We start from the raw sequence: 18,045 nt of genomic DNA, 5'->3' as shown, positions 1-18,045 counted from the left end.
GGCCGTCCGGGCACCAGCGCCGTGGTGCCCCTCGTAGGTCGTGCTGACCAGGAGGCCCCCGCAGATGACCACCAACCGCATCTCCCTGACCGAGCTGGAGCGCGGCACTCCGTTCGAGCACCGGCACATCGGGCCCGACCACGAGGCGCAGGCCAAGATGCTCGCGCAGGTCGGCTTCGGATCGCTGGACGAGCTCACCGCCACCGCCGTCCCCGACGTGATCAAGAGCGCCGAGGCGCTCGGCCTGCCGCAGGCCCGTACCGAGGCCGAGGTCCTCGCGGAGCTGCGCGCGCTCGCCGACCGCAACCAGGTCCTGTCGTCCATGATCGGACTCGGCTACTACGGCACGTTCACCCCGCCGGTGATCCTGCGCAACGTCATGGAGAACCCGTCCTGGTACACGGCCTACACGCCCTACCAGCCGGAGATCTCGCAGGGCCGCCTGGAGGCCCTGCTGAACTTCCAGACCGTGGTCGCCGACCTGACCGGACTGCCCACCTCCGGTGCGTCCCTCCTGGACGAGGGCACCGCGGCCGCCGAGGCGATGGCGCTCTCCCGCCGGGTAGGCAAGGTCAAGCAGGGCGTCTTCCTGATCGACGCGGACTGTCTGCCGCAGACCGTCGCCGTCATCCAGACCCGCGCCGAACCGACCGGCGTGGAGGTCGTGGTCGCCGACCTCACCGACGGCATCCCGGACGAGATCGCCGCGCGCGGTGTCTTCGGCGTGCTGCTCCAGTACCCGGGCGCGTCCGGCGCCGTGCGCGACCCGCGGGCGGTGATCGAGCGGGCGCACGAGCTGGGCGCGATCGTCACCGTCGCCGCCGACCTGCTGGCGCTGACGCTGCTCACCTCGCCCGGCGAGCTCGGCGCCGACATCGCGATCGGCACCAGCCAGCGCTTCGGCGTCCCGATGGGCTTCGGTGGGCCGCACGCCGGCTACATGGCCGTCCGCGAGCAGTACGCCCGCAGCCTGCCCGGGCGCCTGGTGGGCGTCTCCGTCGACGCCGACGGCAACAAGGCATACCGCCTGGCACTGCAGACCCGTGAGCAGCACATCCGCCGCGAGAAGGCCACCAGCAACATCTGCACCGCGCAGGTGCTGCTCGCCGTCATGGCCGGGATGTACGCCGTCTACCACGGCCCCGACGGGCTGCGTACCATCGCCCGCCGCACCCACCGGTACGCCGCGATCCTGGCCGAGGGCCTCAAGGCCGGCGGCGTGGAGCTGCTCCACGACGGCTACTTCGACACCCTGACCGCCCGGGCGCCCGGCCGGGCGGCCGAGGTCGTCGCCGCGGCCCGCGAGGCCGGCGTCAACCTCCGCCAGGTCGACGCCGACCTGGTCGGCATCGCCTGCGACGAGACCACCGGGCGCGCCCAGCTGGCCGGCGTCTGGGGTGCGTTCGGGGTCCACGGCGACATCGACGCGCTGGACGCGGCCGCCGCCGACGCCCTGCCGCAGTCGCTGCAGCGCACCGACGACTACCTCGGCCACCCGGTCTTCCACCAGCACCGTTCCGAGACCGCGATGCTGCGCTACCTGCGCACCCTCGCCGACAAGGACTACGCGCTGGACCGCGGCATGATCCCGCTCGGTTCCTGCACGATGAAGCTGAACGCCACCACCGAGATGGAGCCGGTCACCTGGCCCGAGTTCGGCCAGCTGCACCCCTTCGCCCCGGCCGACCAGGCCGAGGGCTACCTCACGCTCATCCGGGAGCTGGAGGAGCGGCTCGCCGCGGTCACCGGCTACGACAAGGTGTCCCTCCAGCCCAACGCCGGTTCCCAGGGCGAGCTGGCCGGTCTGCTCGCCGTCCGCGCCTACCACCGCGCCAACGGGGACGAGCAGCGCACCGTCTGCCTGATCCCGTCGTCGGCGCACGGCACCAACGCCGCCAGCGCCGTGATGGCCGGCATGAAGGTCGTCGTCGTCAAGACCGGTGAGGACGGTGAGGTCGACGCCGACGACCTGCACGCCAAGATCGAGAAGCACCGGGACGAACTCGCCGTCCTGATGGTCACCTACCCGTCCACCCACGGCGTGTTCGAGGAGCACATCACCCAGATCTGCGCCGCGGTGCACGAGGCCGGCGGTCAGGTCTACGTGGACGGTGCCAACCTCAACGCCCTGGTCGGCCTCGCCGAGCCGGGGAAGTTCGGCGGCGACGTCTCGCACCTCAACCTGCACAAGACGTTCTGCATCCCGCACGGCGGCGGTGGCCCCGGCGTCGGTCCGGTCGGCGTCCGCGCCCACCTGGCGCCGTACCTGCCCAACCACCCGCTACAGCCCACCGCGGGTCCGGAGACCGGCGTCGGCCCGATCTCGGCCGCCCCCTGGGGCTCGGCCGGCATCCTGCCGATCTCCTGGGCGTACGTCCGCCTGATGGGTGGCGAGGGCCTCAAGCGGGCCACCCAGGTCGCGGTGCTCAGCGCCAACTACGTCGCCAAGCGCCTGGAGCCGCACTACCCGGTGCTCTACACCGGTCCCGGCGGGCTGGTCGCCCACGAGTGCATCATCGACGTCCGGCCGCTGACCAAGGCGACCGGCGTGAGCATCGACGACGTCGCCAAGCGGCTCATCGACTACGGCTTCCACGCGCCGACGATGTCCTTCCCCGTGGCCGGCACGCTGATGATCGAGCCGACCGAGAGCGAGGACCTCGCCGAGCTGGACCGGTTCTGCGACGCGATGATCGCCATCCGCGCCGAGATCGACAAGGTCGGCTCGGGGGAGTGGGACAAGGACGACAACCCGCTGCGCAACGCCCCGCACACCGCGGCCGCGCTCGGTGGCGAGTGGACCCACCCGTACACCCGCGCGGAGGCCGTCTTCCCGGCCGGGGGTGCCACCGCTGAGAAGTACTGGCCGCCGGTGCGCCGGATCGACGGCGCCTTCGGCGACCGCAACCTCGTCTGCTCGTGCCCGCCGCTGGACGAGTACGACGCCTGATCACCTGGGCCACCGGTGACCGGTGGCAACATCAAGGGCCCTCGGCGGATGCGCCGGGGGCCCTGGTGTACGTGCCGGGTGGCGGCGGGATCAAGCGGCGGCGGTGACCCGGGTCGGGGCGATGACCTGCCCGTCCGGCAGCAGCTCACCGGTGTCCTCGAAGAGCAGGACGCCGTTGCACAGCAGGCTCCAGCCCTGCTCCGGGTGGTGCGCCACCAGGTGCGCGGCCTCCCGGTCGGTGGAGTCGGCTGACGGGCATGGCGGTTGATGCTGGCACATGGAAGTTGTCTTTCGCTGCGGAGTGGTGAACGTCGTGCGGCTCGATGAGGTGGTCATGGCCGCTCCCCCGTTTCATGTCAGTCCCAGTCTTGCCCCACGGACGGGATTCCGCAGGGATTTCGCAGCAGCGGTACACACTCGATAGTGACGCGTCACCCGTGCGGGCGGTTGCTCCCAATTGAGCGTGTGCCCCCGGGGGTTGGCGCGCCACCGGCGCACGGGGGCGGACACGGCGGTGCGCCCCGCGGTCGAGGAGTCCACGGGGCGCATCGGTGCAGGGCGGGCGTGCGGGTGAGGGGCGCCCGTCAGGCCGGTTCGCGGAGCAGGGGCGCCGGGCCCAGGCGGAGGGTCAGGCGGGGTAGGAGATCGGCGACCCGCTGCGGGAGGTGGGAGGCGATCCCGGGCGGGGCGGGCGCCAGCGGCACCAGGAGGTCACCGGTGGTGGGCATCCCGTCGGCGCCGTCCGCGGTGAGGTCGTGGTGCAGCCACAGGGTCAGCATGTAAAGCTCCGGCACGGACAGCAGACGTGGCTGGTAGGGCGCGGCGAGGGACTCGGCCTGGTGCAGGGCCCGCTCCGTGGCGGCGACGTAGGGGCCGTCGCAGAAGTGCGAGAACGTCCAGCCGTCGGCCGTGAGCCGGGCCTCGGCGGCGGCCACGGCGCGCTCTCGGCCGCGGACCAGGAAACGCCAGCCGGCGAGGCGGGTGCGCGGCGGACCGGTCTGGCTGACGTCGTCCCAGACGTGCACCGGCAGCGGGTGGTCGGGGCTCAGCGGCCCCTGATGGGTGCGGAGCGCGGAGGCCGGGGCCTCGCGGACCGCGGTGGGGGAGCCGAGGGCGCTGAGGACGCTGCGCAGGGCGGGCGCAGGGGCGGGAGGTACGTGCAGCGGCATGGCGGGTCGCCTCTCACTTAGGAGACACGGTGGAGCGTGGCAGTGCGGACGGCGCTGTCTGCGGGCGGGTCAGAGCCTGGCTGACCGGAGCTGCGGACCGGGTGGGTCGGCAGCGGTGCCGGGCACCGATGGGGGCACCGCCACGCTGACGCCAAATCTCTGCCTCGTCTGCGAAGTTTATACGACATACGTTCCGGAAGTGTTTCGGCTACCCGCCTTGCGGATTTCCGGCAAGGTGGAATTCGGCCCGGTGTACGGGGCGATTTCCGCCGCTTTGTGCGGGGGGCAGGGGAGGTCGCCTCGTAATTCTGCGACGGAGTGGTAGGCCGGAACCCGTCGGTGTTTTTTACGAGCGAATTGCGGACGGCGCTGGCCACCCAGATATGCCGGTGGAAAATGCCCCGTGCTCGTCTCCACGAGAGTAACGGTACCGGCATGCCCTTGAGGCGTTATCGATCAGATTGCCGGGGCATCATCGACCGTAGCCCGTGCTCGGGGTGCCGGGGCGGCGTCCCGCTGCCCGTGGTCGCCAGCCGTTCACTCTAGGAGGGACCCGCCGATGGGGGAGAAGGTCGCCGCGGACGGGATCGACCTGGCGGACCGGGAGCGCTATCGAAGAAAGCTGCACGACTGTCTGGAGGGATTGCACCGGCTCCTGGCGGAGAAGCGGTTCGACCGCCCCAAGAATCTCATGGGGCTGGAGATCGAACTCAATCTCGCAGGTGCCGACGGTCTCCCCCGCATGCTGAACTCACAGGTCCTCGAAAGGATCGCCAGCGGCGATTTCCAGACCGAACTCGCCCAGTGCAATCTTGAGGTCAACATCACCCCGCACCGATTGTCCGGCCGCGTTCTGGACCAGCTCTCCGAAGAACTCCGCACCGGACTCGGCTACGCGGAGCGAAAGGCCCGCGAAGTCGCCGCCCGCATCGTCATGATCGGCATTCTGCCGACCCTGCACGCCGACGACCTCACCGTCGCCAGCCTCTCCGCCAACGACCGCTACGTCCTGCTCAACGATCAGATGAGGGCCGCCCGCGGCGAGGACTTCGCCATCGACATCCAGGGCGTCGAGCGCCTGGTCACCCGGTCGCCGTCGATCGCCCCCGAAGCCGCCTGCACCTCCGTCCAACTGCACCTCCAGGTGACGCCCGGTCGGTTCGCCGCCGTCTGGAACGCGGCCCAGGCGATCGCCGCCGTCCAGATAGCCGTCGGCGCCAACTCGCCGTTCCTGTTCGGGCGGGAGCTCTGGCGCGAATCGCGGCCGCCGGTCTTCCAGCAGGCCACCGACACCCGCGCCCCCGAACTCCAGGCCCAGGGAGTGCGCCCGCGCACCTGGTTCGGCGAGCGCTGGGTGAACTGCGCCTACGACCTGTTCGAGGAGAACCTGCGCTTCTTCCCGCCGCTGCTGCCGCTGTACGGACCGCAGGATCCGCTGCGCGTCCTCGATGCGGGCGGGGTCCCCGACCTCGCCGAACTGGTCCTGCACAACGGCACGATCTACCGCTGGAACCGACCCGTCTACGCGGTCGCCGACGGCGTCCCGCACCTCCGCGTGGAGAACCGGGTCCTGCCGGCCGGTCCCACCGTCGCCGACGTCATGGCCAACACCGCCTTCTACTACGGCCTGGTGCGCGCCCTGGCCGAACAACCGCGCCCGGTGTGGACCCGGCTCCCGTTCAGTGCCGCGGCCACCAACTTCGACACCGCCTGCCGGCACGGCATCGACGCCACCCTCCGCTGGCCCCGGCCCGGCCGCGCCGGTGGCCTCACCGAGGTCCCCGCGGTACGTCTCGTCCAACAGGAACTGCTGCCGCTGGCGGCCGCCGGGCTGGACGCCTGGGGCATCGAACCGGCCGACCGGGACCACTATCTGGGCATCATCGAGGCCCGCTGCGCACGCCGGACCAACGGGGCGGCCTGGCAGGCCGCGGCGTTCCACCACGCGTTGCGGCAGGGCCTGCCCCGGGACGCCGCGCTGGCCGCGATGACCCGGCGCTACAGCGAGCTGATGCACACCGGGGAGCCGGTGCACACCTGGCCGGTGGCGTGGCCGGTCGGCGGGGCCGTCGTACCGGCGCAGCGGCGGACGGCGCCCGAGGGGAGCGTGTCGTAGCCCCGCCACGCGGCGCGTCCGGCGGGGCCGTCCGTCAGCTGATGCCGGTGCCGCAGTCGGTGCGGATCCGGCACCGTCCTGGTCCGGGCTAGCGGGGGCCGTGGCTGCCCGCCGCCATGATGGCCTTGAGGATCACCTCGCGGATCTGCGACGGGTCGTTGACCTGGTGCGCGGAGCCACCGGTGGGGGCCACGATCCGGTCCAGTGCCGCCCGGTCCGCCTGCGGGCCGATCGCGATGGCGATCAGCGGCACCGGCCGCTTGGGGTCGGCGAGCCGCTTGAGGTCGGCGGCCAGGGAATCCAGGTCGATGCTGCCGACGTCGTCGTTGGCACCGTCGGTGACGATCACCAGCGTGTTGAACTTCCCGGTGGTGTACGTCGCGGTCGCCCGCTGATAGGCGGCGAGGGTGGTGTCGTAGAGGCCGGTGGCGCTCTGTGGCACGGGGGCCAGCGAAGTGAAGGCGGCGGTGAGTTCATCGCGGTGGGTGCCGCCGTCCGCGCCGCGGTTCCCGAGCCGGCTGGTCGGCGACAGTTCCACGTAGTCCCGGTCGCCGTCCAGGTGGGTGGCGAACTTCCACAGTCCGATCTCGTCCTCGGGCGTGAACGTGGACAGCGCCTGGAGGAGGGAGTTCTTCGCGAGGTCCATACGGGACCGGCCGCCCTGCCCGGGGACGGACACGGCCATCGAGGGCGAGGCGTCGACGGCGGTGGTGATCCGGGCGCTCTGCACCGTGATGGTCCACATGCCCAGCAGCGCCTGGAGTTCCTTGGCCGACGGCGGGTCGGCGGGCGCGGCGGTGTACGGCTGTGGTGCGCGACCGCCGGCCGTGCCGGTCAGCTTCGGGTCGGCACTGCCGTTGCCGGCCCGGAAGCCGTGGTCGTGCAGGGTCTCCTGCCCCGAAGTGTCGTCCAGCAGGGTCATGAAGCGGTTGGCGGCGCGGCTCTGGTCGGCGCTCAGGGCATTGTCGTCGACGAGGGTGTACGGGTAGGTGAGCTGCGCGGTGCCGTCCGTCGGGTAGAAGAGGTCGAGCGGGGGGCCGCCGTCCCCACTGGCGTTGTGGGCGTACGCGGCCTGTTCGGAGAGGAGCACCGCCTGGTTGCGCCGCGGATTGCCCTGTTCGGCACCGGAGTCGTTGCGCGGCAGCGTGGCCAGCACCTGGTCGTCGCCGTCCGCGACCCGCTCGTAGAGGAGTTTGGCCGTGGCAGCGGTGCGGGTGGCGGCCTCGTCGGCGCTCTCGGCCTCCTTGTGGTTGGCGGCGTTGATACGGGCCAGGGAGAGCAGACCAGTGGCGCTGCGGGCCGGGTCGGCGACGCCCAGGCGCAGCGTCCCGCCGGTGGTCGCGGTCCGGGTCAGGGCGGTCCAGGAGTAGCTCTTCCCCGGCCAGCCGAGGGTCTGGGCGGCGTTGCGGACCGCGCCCAGGGCGATCGGCGAGGAGGCGAGGGTGCCGACGGACGTCAGGGACGAGCCCCGCTCGGCGGTGACCCGGTCCACCCACAGGTCGGAGTCCGGTACCCATACCTGGAACTCGGGGTCGGCGGGCCGCTGGGCGAGCGAGTCGGCGACCTCGGAGGAGGGCTGCGCGTTGATCTTGACGTCCAGGCATTTGCCGTCGGTGCGGACCGCGTCCTTGCGGGCCTCGTCCGCCACCGCTTCCAGCGCCGGGGCGATGTCGGGCGAGGCGACCACGGAGAGCTGCACGGCGTCGCCGCCGCACGCTTTGCCGAAGGGGAGGAGTCCGCCGCGCACCGCCACGATGGAGCCGGCGGCGGCCGCGACGACGACGGCGGTGGCGAGGGCGACCGTCCGCCGGCGGCGCGGGCGGGGGGACCCCGTGCCCGGTGGTGCGGAGTCGTCAGGCAAGCTGTGACGTCCCATGCGGTAGCGCCTCTCCTGATACTCGGCGGTCCGGAGCCCCGGACCGCCATCGGGATCGATGCGGACGGGAACACCCCACATGGAGGGCGCCCGTCCCCGGCCTGTCGCGAGCGATCTTCGTACCTGCTTTCGAGACCCTAGCGGTGCGACGGTGGTGAAGAGGCGGTATTGCGGAAGTGGAGGAACCTTTGCAGTCGGATACAAGTCCCGTGTCGGACGCGGACGTTCCGGGCGCGGGGAACGGCTCGGGGCGGCTGCTGGAGGCGGCCGGGGAGCCCGCCCGGAGCGTGCTGCGGAACGAAACACTGATCGTCCTGGCGCTCTCCCTAGGGGCCAGCGCGGTCTCCGCGCTCATCAGTTTCCTCGGGGCGCTGACCAGACCCGGCGGTCTCAAGCACCAGGCGGCGACGCTCAACGCCTCGCACGCCCCCGGCCGACCCTGGCTGGATCTCGCCTGGCAACTGTTCGGGATTGCAACCGCGCTGGTGCCGGTGGTGCTGGTGGCCCATCTGCTGCTGCGCGAACGGGTTGGCGGGCTGCGCGCCATCGGCTTCGACCGGCGGCGGCCCGGCTTCGACCTGGGGATGGGCACCGCACTGGCGGCGATCATCGGAGGGAGCGGCCTGCTGCTCTATCTGGGCGCGCGGGCGGCCGGGTTCAACCTGACGGTGGTGCCCGAGGCTCTGCCCGAAGTGTGGTGGAAGGTCCCGGTATTGATCGCTTCCGCGGTGCAGAACGCCGTCCTGGAGGAGGTCATCGTCGTCGGGTATCTGCTGCGCAGGCTTGGGCAGCTGGGGTGGACACCGTGGGCGGCGGTGGCGGCCAGTTCGGTGCTGCGCGGTTCGTACCACCTCTACCAGGGCATCGGCGGGTTCTTCGGCAACATGGTGATGGGCGTGATCTTCGCCCTGGTGTACCGGCGCTGGGGGCGGGTGGGACCGCTGGTCGCCGCGCACGCCCTGATCGACATCGTCGCGTTCCTGGGCTACGCGCTGCTCGCGGGGCGGGTGCCCTGGTTGCCCACGGCGTGAGGCGCGGCATCCGGTGGTGCGGGGCGGGTGGCCTGGTGGCCCCCGCCCCTTGCCGTACCGGGGTGGCGTCAGGGGGCGGAGAGCAGTTCGCCGTCGATGACGGTCACCGCCGAGCCGGACAGCAGTGTGCGGTCGCCGCGCAGCTCGGTCCGGACGAACCCGGTCCGGGCGCCGCCCTGGAGGCCGACCAGGGTGTCGCGGCCCAGGCGTGCCGACCAGAAGGGGGCGAGTGCGGTGTGCGCGCTGCCGGTCACCGGGTCCTCGGCGATGCCGACCGCGGGGAAGAAGCCGCGGGAGACGAAGTCGTAGCCGCCGTCGGGGTCTTCGGCGCGGGCGGTGGCGATCACGCCCCGGCCGCCGTGCCCGGCGAGCAGGGCGAAGTCCGGTGACAGGCCCCGCACGGCCTTCTCGTCGGCCAGCTCGATCAGCAGGTCGCCGACGTTGGGCCCGGTGTCGTGGGCGGAGCGGATCTCGGCGCCGAGCGCCCGGGTGACGGCGTCGGGCACGTTCACGGGGGTCAGCGGGGCGGTGGGGAAGTCCATGGTGATCGAGCCGCCGTCGTCGGCGGTGGTGATCAACACGCCGCTGCGGGTGCGGAACCGGACGGTGCCGGTGGCGGTGCCCGTGGTGTGCAGTACGTGCGCGGTGGCCAGGGTGGCGTGTCCGCACATGTTGACCTCGGCGGCCGGGGTGAGCCAGCGCAGCGCCCAGTCGGCGTCGCCGCCCGGGGGCAGCGGGTGCGCGAAGGCCGTTTCGGAGAGATTGACCTCGGTGGCGACGTGTTGGAGCCAGGCGTCCTCGGGGAACGCGGCGGAGTCGAACAGCACGACCCCGGCGGGGTTGCCGGCGAACGGGCGCTCGGTGAAGGCATCGACGATGCGGATCCTCATGGCCGGAGCGTAGGTTCGGCGCAAAGCCGCAGGCCAAGGCCAATCCCGGAAAACTGGACCCGGATGTCCTGGGCCGGCGCGGATTGTGCGGGTGCCGTCCACGGGTGAGTGGCCCGGGCTACTCACTCATGAGGTGACGTCATCGAAGGGCGTCGGGTCGGTTCGGTCGCTGACTCATGAACGACCGCTGTCGTGGGCTGTGAGCCGTGAGTCGTGAACTGCGGGCCGTGGGCGAAGTGACGGTGGTGTGAGGCGTGTTCACGGGCGCTGTAGCCACTCGGTGTACCAGGTGCGAAAACCGGGGCTCCTCGGGACGAAGCCGCCCCAGTCCGGGTCAATGCGCCAGACCTCACCCGCTCGTGGGCCGTTCAGGATCAGCCGGAGGTAGCTGCCGCAGCCCTCTTCGGCCAGCATGAGCGTGCCCCGGGTCAGTTCGACGGCCGGTGCGCCGATACGGCCGGGCAGGGGTTCGGTGAGGGGGAACGGTTCGGCGAGCCGGCCCGGCAGCCGGTCTTCTTCCCACTCGTCATCCACGGCCCACTCCTCGCCGGCCTCCGCACGGGGGACGGTCAACGGCATCAACCCGTGACCGGGACCGGCGGGCCCGTTACCCACCTGCGCGACGAAGGACCGGTACTCCGCCGGCAGATCGATGCCGTGGGCTGCCTCGAACGCCTCGATCTCCGGCTCCGGAAGCGCCGGCGCCAACTCGTACCGGTGACTGTCCGCCCCGAATCGCTCCCGCCCCGGGTCCCCTGCCGCCATCTGCCGTATCCGAACGCGTACGCCGCCCTCATCCCAGCTCTCCATCCGGCGACCGTAACAACGACCGCGGTGCCCGGCCCGCCGCGCCTTCGCGCTACCCGGCTGCCGGTGGCGGCGCCCCCCCCGGGGCACTGATGGCGTCCGGCCCTGGTCTCTGACCAGCGCGCTCGCGCTTCGGAGGCGCGGACTCGCAGCCAGCAAGGCTTCGGCGCCACGCGCTCGGGGATCGGCGTCACAGGACAGGACACCGGTGACCTGTGCCAGTGATCGCTGATCGATTGCCACTGAAGGATGATCAACACTAGTTTGTGCCACCGCAGGTTGATCATTCGATGTACAGGTACGCGGGGGACGTGGTGGGGGCACCTGTCGGTGTGTTCGAAGGGGCTGCCCTTGCGGCTTTTGACCTGGCCTTTTCCGTCAACGGCACGCTTGTACGCCGATCGCTGGGGGCCAGCTGGGCCGCGCCGTTCGAGGCTGTGGACCCGGTGCGAGAATTCAACTGGCACAAGGACGGTCGCGGGTTCGCCGGCTGGTACTACGCGGCGACGTTGCGGGATCACGTGGGCTATGAGTCGTGGCTGGAGCGGGACCGGCTGATCTTGCTGGACCGTGATCCGCAGGTGGTCGCGATCGCCTCGCAGCCGTTCTGGCTGCACTGGCACGACGGCACACGCAAGCGTCGGCACGCACCTGACTACTTCGTCCGGCTGGCCGATGGCCGCGCCCGCGTCGTTGACGTCCGTGCTGCGGACGAGATGGACGGGGCGATGCGCGAGGCGTTCGAGGCGACCCAACATGCCTGCAGAGCCGTGGGCTGGGAGTTCGAGTGGGTCGGGCGGCCCGAGCCGGTGTTCATGGCGAACATCCGCTGGCTGTCCCGATACCGGCGGGCCCGCTGCGGCCGACCGGTGGCGGTGGCGGATCGGCTCCGGGAGGTCTTCCGCGAACCGATGGGGCTATGGGAGGGCGCCGGGCTGGTCGGAGACCGGTTGCAGGTTCTGCCGGTGCTGTTCCATCTGTTGTGGTCCGGCGCTCTGATGACCGATCTGGCGGGAGGACTTATGGAGACCGACAGTCTCGTCTGGACGGAGGGAATCCGATGGGCAGCTTGAAGCGGCCGCCAGCCTTGGTGGTCGGCCAGAGGGTCCGGTTCGAGGGCCAAGTGAGGGGGGTTCTTGAGGTCACCGCACGGGCCGCGGTGCTGGAGGACGCCGAGGCACCGCACCGCGTTGTCGCTCTGATCGACCTATTCGAGACCGCGGACTTCGAGATCCTGTTCCAGCCCGAACGCATGCCTCTGCCCCAGTCCGGGCTGCTGGAGACCTTCGCACCCGAGGTGATGAAGCGGGCACTGTGGTGGGAAGGACACGTCCTTGAGGTCCTGCACGGGCTGCCGCCAGGCGCCGAACCGGGCACACCACCGCGACCGGGCTACGGACCGGGCACATCGGTGACCTCGCGCCAGAAAATCAAGGCGGCTGAACTCGCAGCCCTTGGCCACGAGATCAAAACCGGAGCGGTCGGCCTCCGGCGACGCCGTTACACGGAGGAAGGCCTGGTCGGCCTGGCTCGGCTGGTCGATCACCGCTCGGTCCGCAAGCACAAGGAGTTCGGTGACGTGCCCGACGCCGTCGTCGAGGCGATGCGGCAGGCGATCAAGGAGGGCGTCGAGACCTCCACACGCAACGGGGCCTACCTGATCTGGAGGACCGGGGAGATCATTCGGGAGAATGGCGGGAACCTGGCCGAGCTGCCCTCGCGACGGACTCTCTACCGACTGGTGGCGAAGCTGACGGCAGGCACGCATGCGACTGGGTCGGCCGTCACACGCAGGTCGAAGGCCCATGGGGCTGCTGCCCCGTTCGGTGAGTTGACGGTGTCGGCTCCGGGTGAAGTCATGCAGATCGACTCCACACCGCTGGACGTCATGGTCCGCCTCGACAACGGAGTGGTCGGCAAGGTCGAACTCACCGGCATGATCGACGTCGCCACCAGGACACTGGCCGCGGCGGTGCTCAGGCCCACGACGAAGTCCGTCGACGCCAGCGTGCTGCTGGCCCGCACGGTCACCCCGGAGCTGATGAGACCGGGCTGGGTCGACGCGCTGAAGATGTCCCGCTCGGTGCTGCCGCATGCCCGGATGCTGACCCTCGATGAGCGTCTGGAGCATGCGGCAGCCAAGCCGGTGATCGTCCCGGAGATGATCGTCTGCGATCACGGCAAGGTGTTCGTCTCGCGCAACTTCCGGGCCTCCTGCCGGTTCCTGGAGATCGACTTCCAGCCCACGCACAAGGGCTCGCCCTTCGAAAAGGGCCACATCGAGAAGATGCTCGGCTCCGTCGCCACGATGTTCGCCCAGTTCCTCCCCGGCTACACCAGCCGCAACACCGACCACCGTGGCCGTCACCCGGAGCGCGAGAACCTGTGGGCTCTGCCCGAACTGCAGGAACTACTGGACGAGTGGATCGTCGCCCACTGGCAGAACCGCCCTCACGAGGGGCTGCGAGATCCCGACCATCCGGGCCGGCTGTTCACGCCGAACCAGAAGTACGCCGCGCTGGTCGAGGCCTGCGGCTACGTCCCGGTCGCTCTCAGCGGCCAGGACTACGTGGAACTCCTCCCAGCGGCCTGGCGGGCCGTCAACTCCTACGGAATTCGGATCAACAACCGCACCTACGACGCCCCCGAGCTGGGGCCGATGCGACGGCGCGACTCAGGGGTCACCGCCAAGCGTGGGCTCTGGGAAGTCCACCGTGACCCCTACGACGTCTCCCGCGTCTGGGTACGCAACCACCGCGGCGAAGGCGAGTGGATCCAGGCAACCTGGAAGTACCTGAACCGCGCGCCCGTTCCCTTCGGTGACCTCGCCTGGGACCACGTCAGCCACCAGCTGCCCAAGGCCACGGAGGAAGAACTCGCCGAGGCCGTCTCCGCCCTGCTGACCCGCGCCCACGCCGGCCCTGAACAGCCGGCGGCAAACAACCGGAAGGCCAAGCGGTCCAAGGCGGACCGTCGTGTCACGGCCCGGACCAAGGCCACTACACCGGCAGCAGCCATGCCTCCGCCGCGACCGGAGACGCAACCCTCGCCGGAGCCGCCGGCGGAGGACGAGGAAACGATGGCCGAAGTGATCCCGCTGGGCATCTTCGACCCGCTTGAGGACCCCTGGAGACGTTCGTGAGCACGCCGCTGGCAGACCAGCCGGAAGACAAGTTCGGCCGCTATCTGACAGCCCTGCCCGGCTGGCGCGAGTTCATCGCGGAGGCGATCAGCGAGCCGATGGCCATGGTGACGCAGGACGAGTACGACGCCCTGACCAAAGAGGACAGGTATCAGTACGACGAGGACCGGCTCGACCACCATGCCCGCCTGCAGGTGGTCGCCACCTCAACCGTCCGGCACACCGTCACCTGCGGACGCCGCCTGGTCATCCTCAACCGCGGCGCCATCAGCGCCCGTCGGGGCCTTATCGTCACCGGCCCGGCCAACACCGGCAAGACGATCGCCCTGACCCAGCTCGGGCTGGCGCACGAGCTGCAGGACCGCCGCCGGCACCCTGGCCAGGACGAGCGCATACCGGCCATCTACATCACCGTCCCGCCCGCCGCGACACCCCGCATGATCGCGGCTGAGTTCGCCCGTTTCCTCGGCCTCCCGGTCCTGCGAAGCTCCAACATCACCGACCTCACCGAAGCCGTGGTCGGCGTCTGCACCAAGGCCCGCACCGGCCTCGTCCTGGTCGACGAGATCCACAACATCTCCCTGCACACCCGCACGGGAGCCGAGGCGTCCGACACGCTCAAGTACTTCTCCGAGCGCATCCCCGCGACGTTCGCCTACGCCGGCATCGACATCGAGGGCAGCGGCCTGTTGTCCGGCACACGCGGCGACCAGATCGCCGCCCGCTTCACCTCGGTGGCCACCCACCCCTTCCCCTACAACAAGGAGTGGAAGGGCCTGGTCGCGCAGATGGAGGCGAACCTCCTGCTGCACCAGCACACACGTGGCACCCTGACTCGCTTGGACCGCTTCCTGCACACCCGAACGGGCGGCATGATCGGCACCCTTGCCCATCAGCTCCGCGGAGCTGCCGTGGATGCCATCCTCACCGGCGCAGAGAAGATCACCAAGCCCGGCCTACTGGCAGTCGACCTGGACATCGCCTCTCGTCGCAGGCACCCCGGCGGCCTCTCGGACGCGGATAAGTGACCCACCCCACCGCGGACAGTGAGCCGATCGCTAAACTTCCCTTCCAGGTCCGGCCGATTGCCGGTGAAGGCTGCTACTCCTTCGTCGCCCGCCTCGCCCGCGCCAACTGCCTTCCGCCCGCCTACCTGCGGCGCTTCCTCGCAGGACCGCCCAGATATCAGGGCCGTCCAACTTGGGCACGGATCGCCGCCGTCACCGGCCGTGACCCCGAACAGCTACGGAAGACGCTCGACACCGTCAAGTGCAAGAGATGCGGCTCCGACTTTGCGGTCACCCGCACGTTCGGCGTCATGCCCGTTTACTGCTCGACTCGATGCCGCGTCCCCCAGAAGCATCCAGTCATGGAACCCTGCCGAATCTGCCGGCAGCCGATGAAGATCCAGTTCGGTCAACGTCACCGGCTCTGTTCCTCTGCCTGCCGCAGAGTGGCCTACCTCGAACGTCGTTCCCGCGAAGAGGACGCGGCTGACCGGCAGCCATTCCGCGATTGCGCCGCTTGCGAAGGCCCCATGCCGCCGACCCCTCAAATCGCCAAGCGCACCTGCTCGGAGACATGCGAACTGCAGGTCTCCCGCTGGGACCTGCTGATCGAGAGGGACGGGCTTCCCCTGCCTTCCAGGACATGCGTGTTCTGCGGCATCCCGATAGAAGCGAAGTCGCCCGCCGATCCCCCTCGCCGTTGGTGCAGCCGCCGTTGCCGCACATGGTCGTCTGGGGGTGCTGACCCATCCATCTTCTTCGGGCCGGTGTCCTGCGGCCAGTGCCAGAAACCCATTGACCGCCGCAAGGACGGCTGGACTCGGCGATGGTGCTCGCGTAAGTGCTATCGGTTGTCCCGTGGCTGGCCTGAGCAGCCGCGACGAAGTTAGGCCGTGCTTTGAACGTGGCTAGATGTACTGACCGGGCACGTTGATTGAGAACAGGGGACCTGATCGGCAATCACGATGCGGGGGTTGAGTGTCTGTCAGCCAGGTCCCTGGCGAGCTGACTGATGCGTGCGCGGGCCGTCTCAGGGGCGAGCACCTCGATGTGGTCGCCGAACTGAAGAAGCTGACGCACCGACTCGATGTCGGGGTAGCGCACGACGACGACGCACGAGCCTTTTTCCGCGTCGGAGACATGGTGGATGCGGGTGCCGAGGATGCGCCGCGCCAGGTCGAGACCCTTTTCCGGCAGGCGGATGGTCACGCTCACGCGATCTTGCTCCTCAGTGCGTTTCTTCAACTCGGCCCATCTGGTGCGGAGGGTTTCGCCTGGTTGGAGCACGGCTGGTGCGTCTAGCTGTTCGAAGGCCGACAGTCGTTCCAGAGCGAGCAGCCGGCTGTCGCCCTGGTCATCGGCGACGAGATACCAGCGACCTGATTTCGCCACGATCCCGTACGGGTCGACCACCCGTGTCGAGGCCTGGCTCTCGGCGCTGCGCCGGTACAGGATCCGAAGGCGTCGCCGGTGTCGCAGGGTCGAGGCCAGATCCGATACTTCGACCGCTGCCTGGGGGGCAGCAAACCACGCGGTGCTGTCGACAAGCACAAGGTCAGCCAGCCGCAGCGGGCTCGGCGACTCAGGTGCTGCAGCCTGGCGGGCGGCGATCTTGCGCTCGGCCGACTCCCACGCCGCAGTTAGGCCCATTCGCTCACGTAGTGCGCTGTCCAAGCCGGCCACGGATAGGGCCTCCAGTTCTGGTGGTTCCAGATGGGATGCGCTGAGCCGTGCACTGGGGAGCAGGACGATCCCGCCGTTCCGCCCACGTTCGGCATAGACGGGCACGCCCGCTGTCGATAGCGCCTCGACGTCCCGCAGCACAGTCCGCCGGGACACCTCAAGACGCGCGGCGAGCTCCGTGGTAGTGAGCCGCTGACGGGTCTGCAGGAGCAGCAGGAGATGCAGGAGCCTTGAAGCCTTCATGCTCACCCATGTTCTCAGAAAAGGTGACAGGTTCCGTCGCGATTGGGTGATCCACTGGGTGCTGGACCGAGAAATCAACGAGTTGAGGAGCACTCCATGCCCGCACCGAACCTGTTCCTGATCGGCGTCCGCGACGCCGAGGCCGCCACCGCCTTCTACAGCGACCTGTTCGAGATCGAACCGACCTTCACCAGTCCCCACTACGTAGCCTTCGAAGCTGCCCCCGGTGTCCTGTTCGCACTGTGGACGGGCTACAGCGAGCACGCGGTCCCGAGCCTCCCTCGTACGACAGAGATCGGACTCATGGTGCCGGGGCCATCGCAGGCGATTGACGAGATCTTCACGAGGTGGGCCTCGAAGGGGGTCCACGTTGTGCAGGAGCCGCATGATGCTGTCTTCGGCCGCACGTTCGTGATTACGGACCCTGACGGCAACCTCATCCGAGTCTCCCCGGTCGACTGACCTGCACTATCCCTCCTCGCATATCTCCAAGCTGAAGGGCCGGCCACACACCATGGCCGGCCTTTCACCCTGTCTAGGAGCTCAGAAATGTCGCATTCGAACGCGGCCCTCACCCCGCGTCACCGGCTGAAAGTCGCTCGACTCGTCGCTGACGACGGCTGGCCAATCAGCGAAGTCGCGGCCCGCTTCCAGGTGTCCTGGCCGACCGTGAAGCGCTGGCGACTCCGCGGACGAACCAGGGCGTGTTGTCCAGCCGCACCGTGCTGTCGCCGAGGTCTACGGCCCAAAGGCTCTCGACACTTGCCGGCGGCCAGCCGTCTTCGTCTATGTCCATGCGGAAGTGGACCTTCACATGGTCGTCACTGATGTTCGTCACCGAACCATCATCCACTTCGCATCCACCAGACCGGACGGCGGAGTGCGGAAGGCGGGCGCCTCCGGATCCGGCTGGCAGCCCGCCACGCTCGCCGACAGGCAGCCTCCAGGTGATCGGCTTCTAAAGCACGACCGGCAGGCGATCGATCACGGTCCCAGACCGTCGGCGCCGAGGCGATCAACCTTCACCGAGACAGGTCAAACACGCAATGGTCAGCCTGAGCTGGCACAAACAGCCATGCAGTCGCTCTTAGCTGACACAAACAAGCTTTGATCAACTCTCCCTGGCAACCG

The 18,045-nt window shown here is 69.7% G+C and carries 14 protein-coding genes and 1 pseudogene; 9 read left to right on the top strand and 6 right to left on the bottom strand.

What is annotated here, in order from left to right; translation table 11 throughout:
• The first annotated feature begins 64 nt into the window (after positions 1 to 64).
• Positions 65 to 2,950, top strand: a complete 2,886-nt coding sequence (gene gcvP, locus ACFVT2_RS24755) for an aminomethyl-transferring glycine dehydrogenase (protein ID WP_390021415.1) — start codon at positions 65 to 67, stop codon at positions 2,948 to 2,950.
• A 90-nt stretch (positions 2,951 to 3,040) separates the two neighbouring features.
• On the opposite strand, the gene ACFVT2_RS24750 is transcribed toward gcvP, so the two are convergent.
• Positions 3,041 to 3,229, bottom strand: coding sequence for a DUF5999 family protein (locus ACFVT2_RS24750; RefSeq protein WP_308303825.1), 189 nt, complete (start codon positions 3,227 to 3,229; stop codon positions 3,041 to 3,043).
• A gap of 305 nt (positions 3,230 to 3,534) precedes the next feature.
• Complete coding sequence (locus ACFVT2_RS24745; RefSeq protein WP_390021413.1) at positions 3,535 to 4,119, bottom strand: hypothetical protein; 585 nt, start codon at positions 4,117 to 4,119, stop codon at positions 3,535 to 3,537.
• 559 nt (positions 4,120 to 4,678) lie between these two features.
• Here ACFVT2_RS24745 and ACFVT2_RS24740 point away from each other — a divergent pair.
• Positions 4,679 to 6,235, top strand: a complete 1,557-nt coding sequence (locus tag ACFVT2_RS24740; protein WP_390021411.1) for a glutamate-cysteine ligase family protein — start codon at positions 4,679 to 4,681, stop codon at positions 6,233 to 6,235.
• 88 nt (positions 6,236 to 6,323) lie between these two features.
• On the opposite strand, the gene ACFVT2_RS24735 is transcribed toward ACFVT2_RS24740, so the two are convergent.
• Positions 6,324 to 8,111 carry a substrate-binding and VWA domain-containing protein gene (locus tag ACFVT2_RS24735; protein WP_390021409.1) on the bottom strand — a complete coding sequence of 596 codons (1,788 nt, stop codon included), beginning with the start codon at positions 8,109 to 8,111 and terminating at the stop codon, positions 6,324 to 6,326.
• Positions 8,112 to 8,365: 254 nt separating this feature from the next.
• On the opposite strand from ACFVT2_RS24735, the gene ACFVT2_RS24730 reads away from it, so the two are divergent.
• A complete protein-coding gene (locus ACFVT2_RS24730; protein WP_390021437.1) occupies positions 8,366 to 9,142 on the top strand; it encodes a CPBP family intramembrane glutamic endopeptidase in 777 nt (258 codons plus the stop codon).
• 68 nt (positions 9,143 to 9,210) lie between these two features.
• Here ACFVT2_RS24730 and ACFVT2_RS24725 read toward each other — a convergent pair whose 3' ends face one another.
• Both ACFVT2_RS24725 and ACFVT2_RS24720 read right to left on the bottom strand, forming a co-directional pair.
• Complete coding sequence (locus ACFVT2_RS24725; protein WP_390021408.1) at positions 9,211 to 10,032, bottom strand: PhzF family phenazine biosynthesis protein; 822 nt, start codon at positions 10,030 to 10,032, stop codon at positions 9,211 to 9,213.
• Positions 10,033 to 10,290: 258 nt separating this feature from the next.
• Positions 10,291 to 10,842 (bottom strand): SMI1/KNR4 family protein, encoded by a 552-nt coding sequence (locus ACFVT2_RS24720; RefSeq protein WP_390021407.1) that lies wholly within the window; start codon positions 10,840 to 10,842, stop codon positions 10,291 to 10,293.
• 287 nt (positions 10,843 to 11,129) lie between these two features.
• On the opposite strand from ACFVT2_RS24720, the gene ACFVT2_RS24715 reads away from it, so the two are divergent.
• The 4 genes from ACFVT2_RS24715 to ACFVT2_RS24700 are packed head-to-tail and all read left to right on the top strand — an operon-like array spanning position 11,130 to position 15,878.
• Positions 11,130 to 11,912 carry a TnsA-like heteromeric transposase endonuclease subunit gene (locus ACFVT2_RS24715; protein ID WP_390021405.1) on the top strand — a complete coding sequence of 261 codons (783 nt, stop codon included), beginning with the start codon at positions 11,130 to 11,132 and terminating at the stop codon, positions 11,910 to 11,912.
• On the top strand, positions 11,900 to 13,981 hold the full coding sequence (locus ACFVT2_RS24710; protein WP_390021404.1) for a Mu transposase C-terminal domain-containing protein: 2,082 nt from the start codon (positions 11,900 to 11,902) through the stop codon (positions 13,979 to 13,981). The genes ACFVT2_RS24715 and ACFVT2_RS24710 overlap by 13 nt, the downstream gene beginning before the upstream one ends.
• A complete protein-coding gene (locus ACFVT2_RS24705; protein WP_390021402.1) occupies positions 13,978 to 15,009 on the top strand; it encodes a TniB family NTP-binding protein in 1,032 nt (343 codons plus the stop codon). The genes ACFVT2_RS24710 and ACFVT2_RS24705 overlap by 4 nt, the downstream gene beginning before the upstream one ends.
• Positions 15,006 to 15,878 (top strand): TniQ family protein, encoded by an 873-nt coding sequence (locus ACFVT2_RS24700; RefSeq protein WP_390021401.1) that lies wholly within the window; start codon positions 15,006 to 15,008, stop codon positions 15,876 to 15,878. The genes ACFVT2_RS24705 and ACFVT2_RS24700 overlap by 4 nt, the downstream gene beginning before the upstream one ends.
• 70 nt (positions 15,879 to 15,948) lie before the next feature.
• Here the strand turns inward: ACFVT2_RS24700 and ACFVT2_RS24695 are convergent, their stop codons facing one another.
• A complete protein-coding gene (locus tag ACFVT2_RS24695; RefSeq protein WP_390021400.1) occupies positions 15,949 to 16,914 on the bottom strand; it encodes a helix-turn-helix transcriptional regulator in 966 nt (321 codons plus the stop codon).
• A gap of 96 nt (positions 16,915 to 17,010) precedes the next feature.
• Between ACFVT2_RS24695 and ACFVT2_RS24690 the strand changes: the two genes are divergently transcribed.
• Both ACFVT2_RS24690 and ACFVT2_RS24685 read left to right on the top strand, forming a co-directional pair.
• A complete protein-coding gene (locus tag ACFVT2_RS24690) occupies positions 17,011 to 17,376 on the top strand; it encodes a VOC family protein (RefSeq protein ID WP_046929261.1) in 366 nt (121 codons plus the stop codon).
• Positions 17,377 to 17,463: 87 nt separating this feature from the next.
• Positions 17,464 to 17,595: pseudogene (locus ACFVT2_RS24685) on the top strand (helix-turn-helix domain-containing protein); the annotation flags it as partial.
• Between the last annotated feature and the right edge of the window lie 450 nt (positions 17,596 to 18,045).

It is taken from the genome of Streptomyces sp. NPDC058000 (assembly GCF_042886435.1).
Taxonomy (GTDB): Bacteria; Actinomycetota; Actinomycetes; order Streptomycetales; family Streptomycetaceae; genus Streptomyces.
This window is presented reverse-complemented; position numbering and strand designations above follow the sequence as displayed.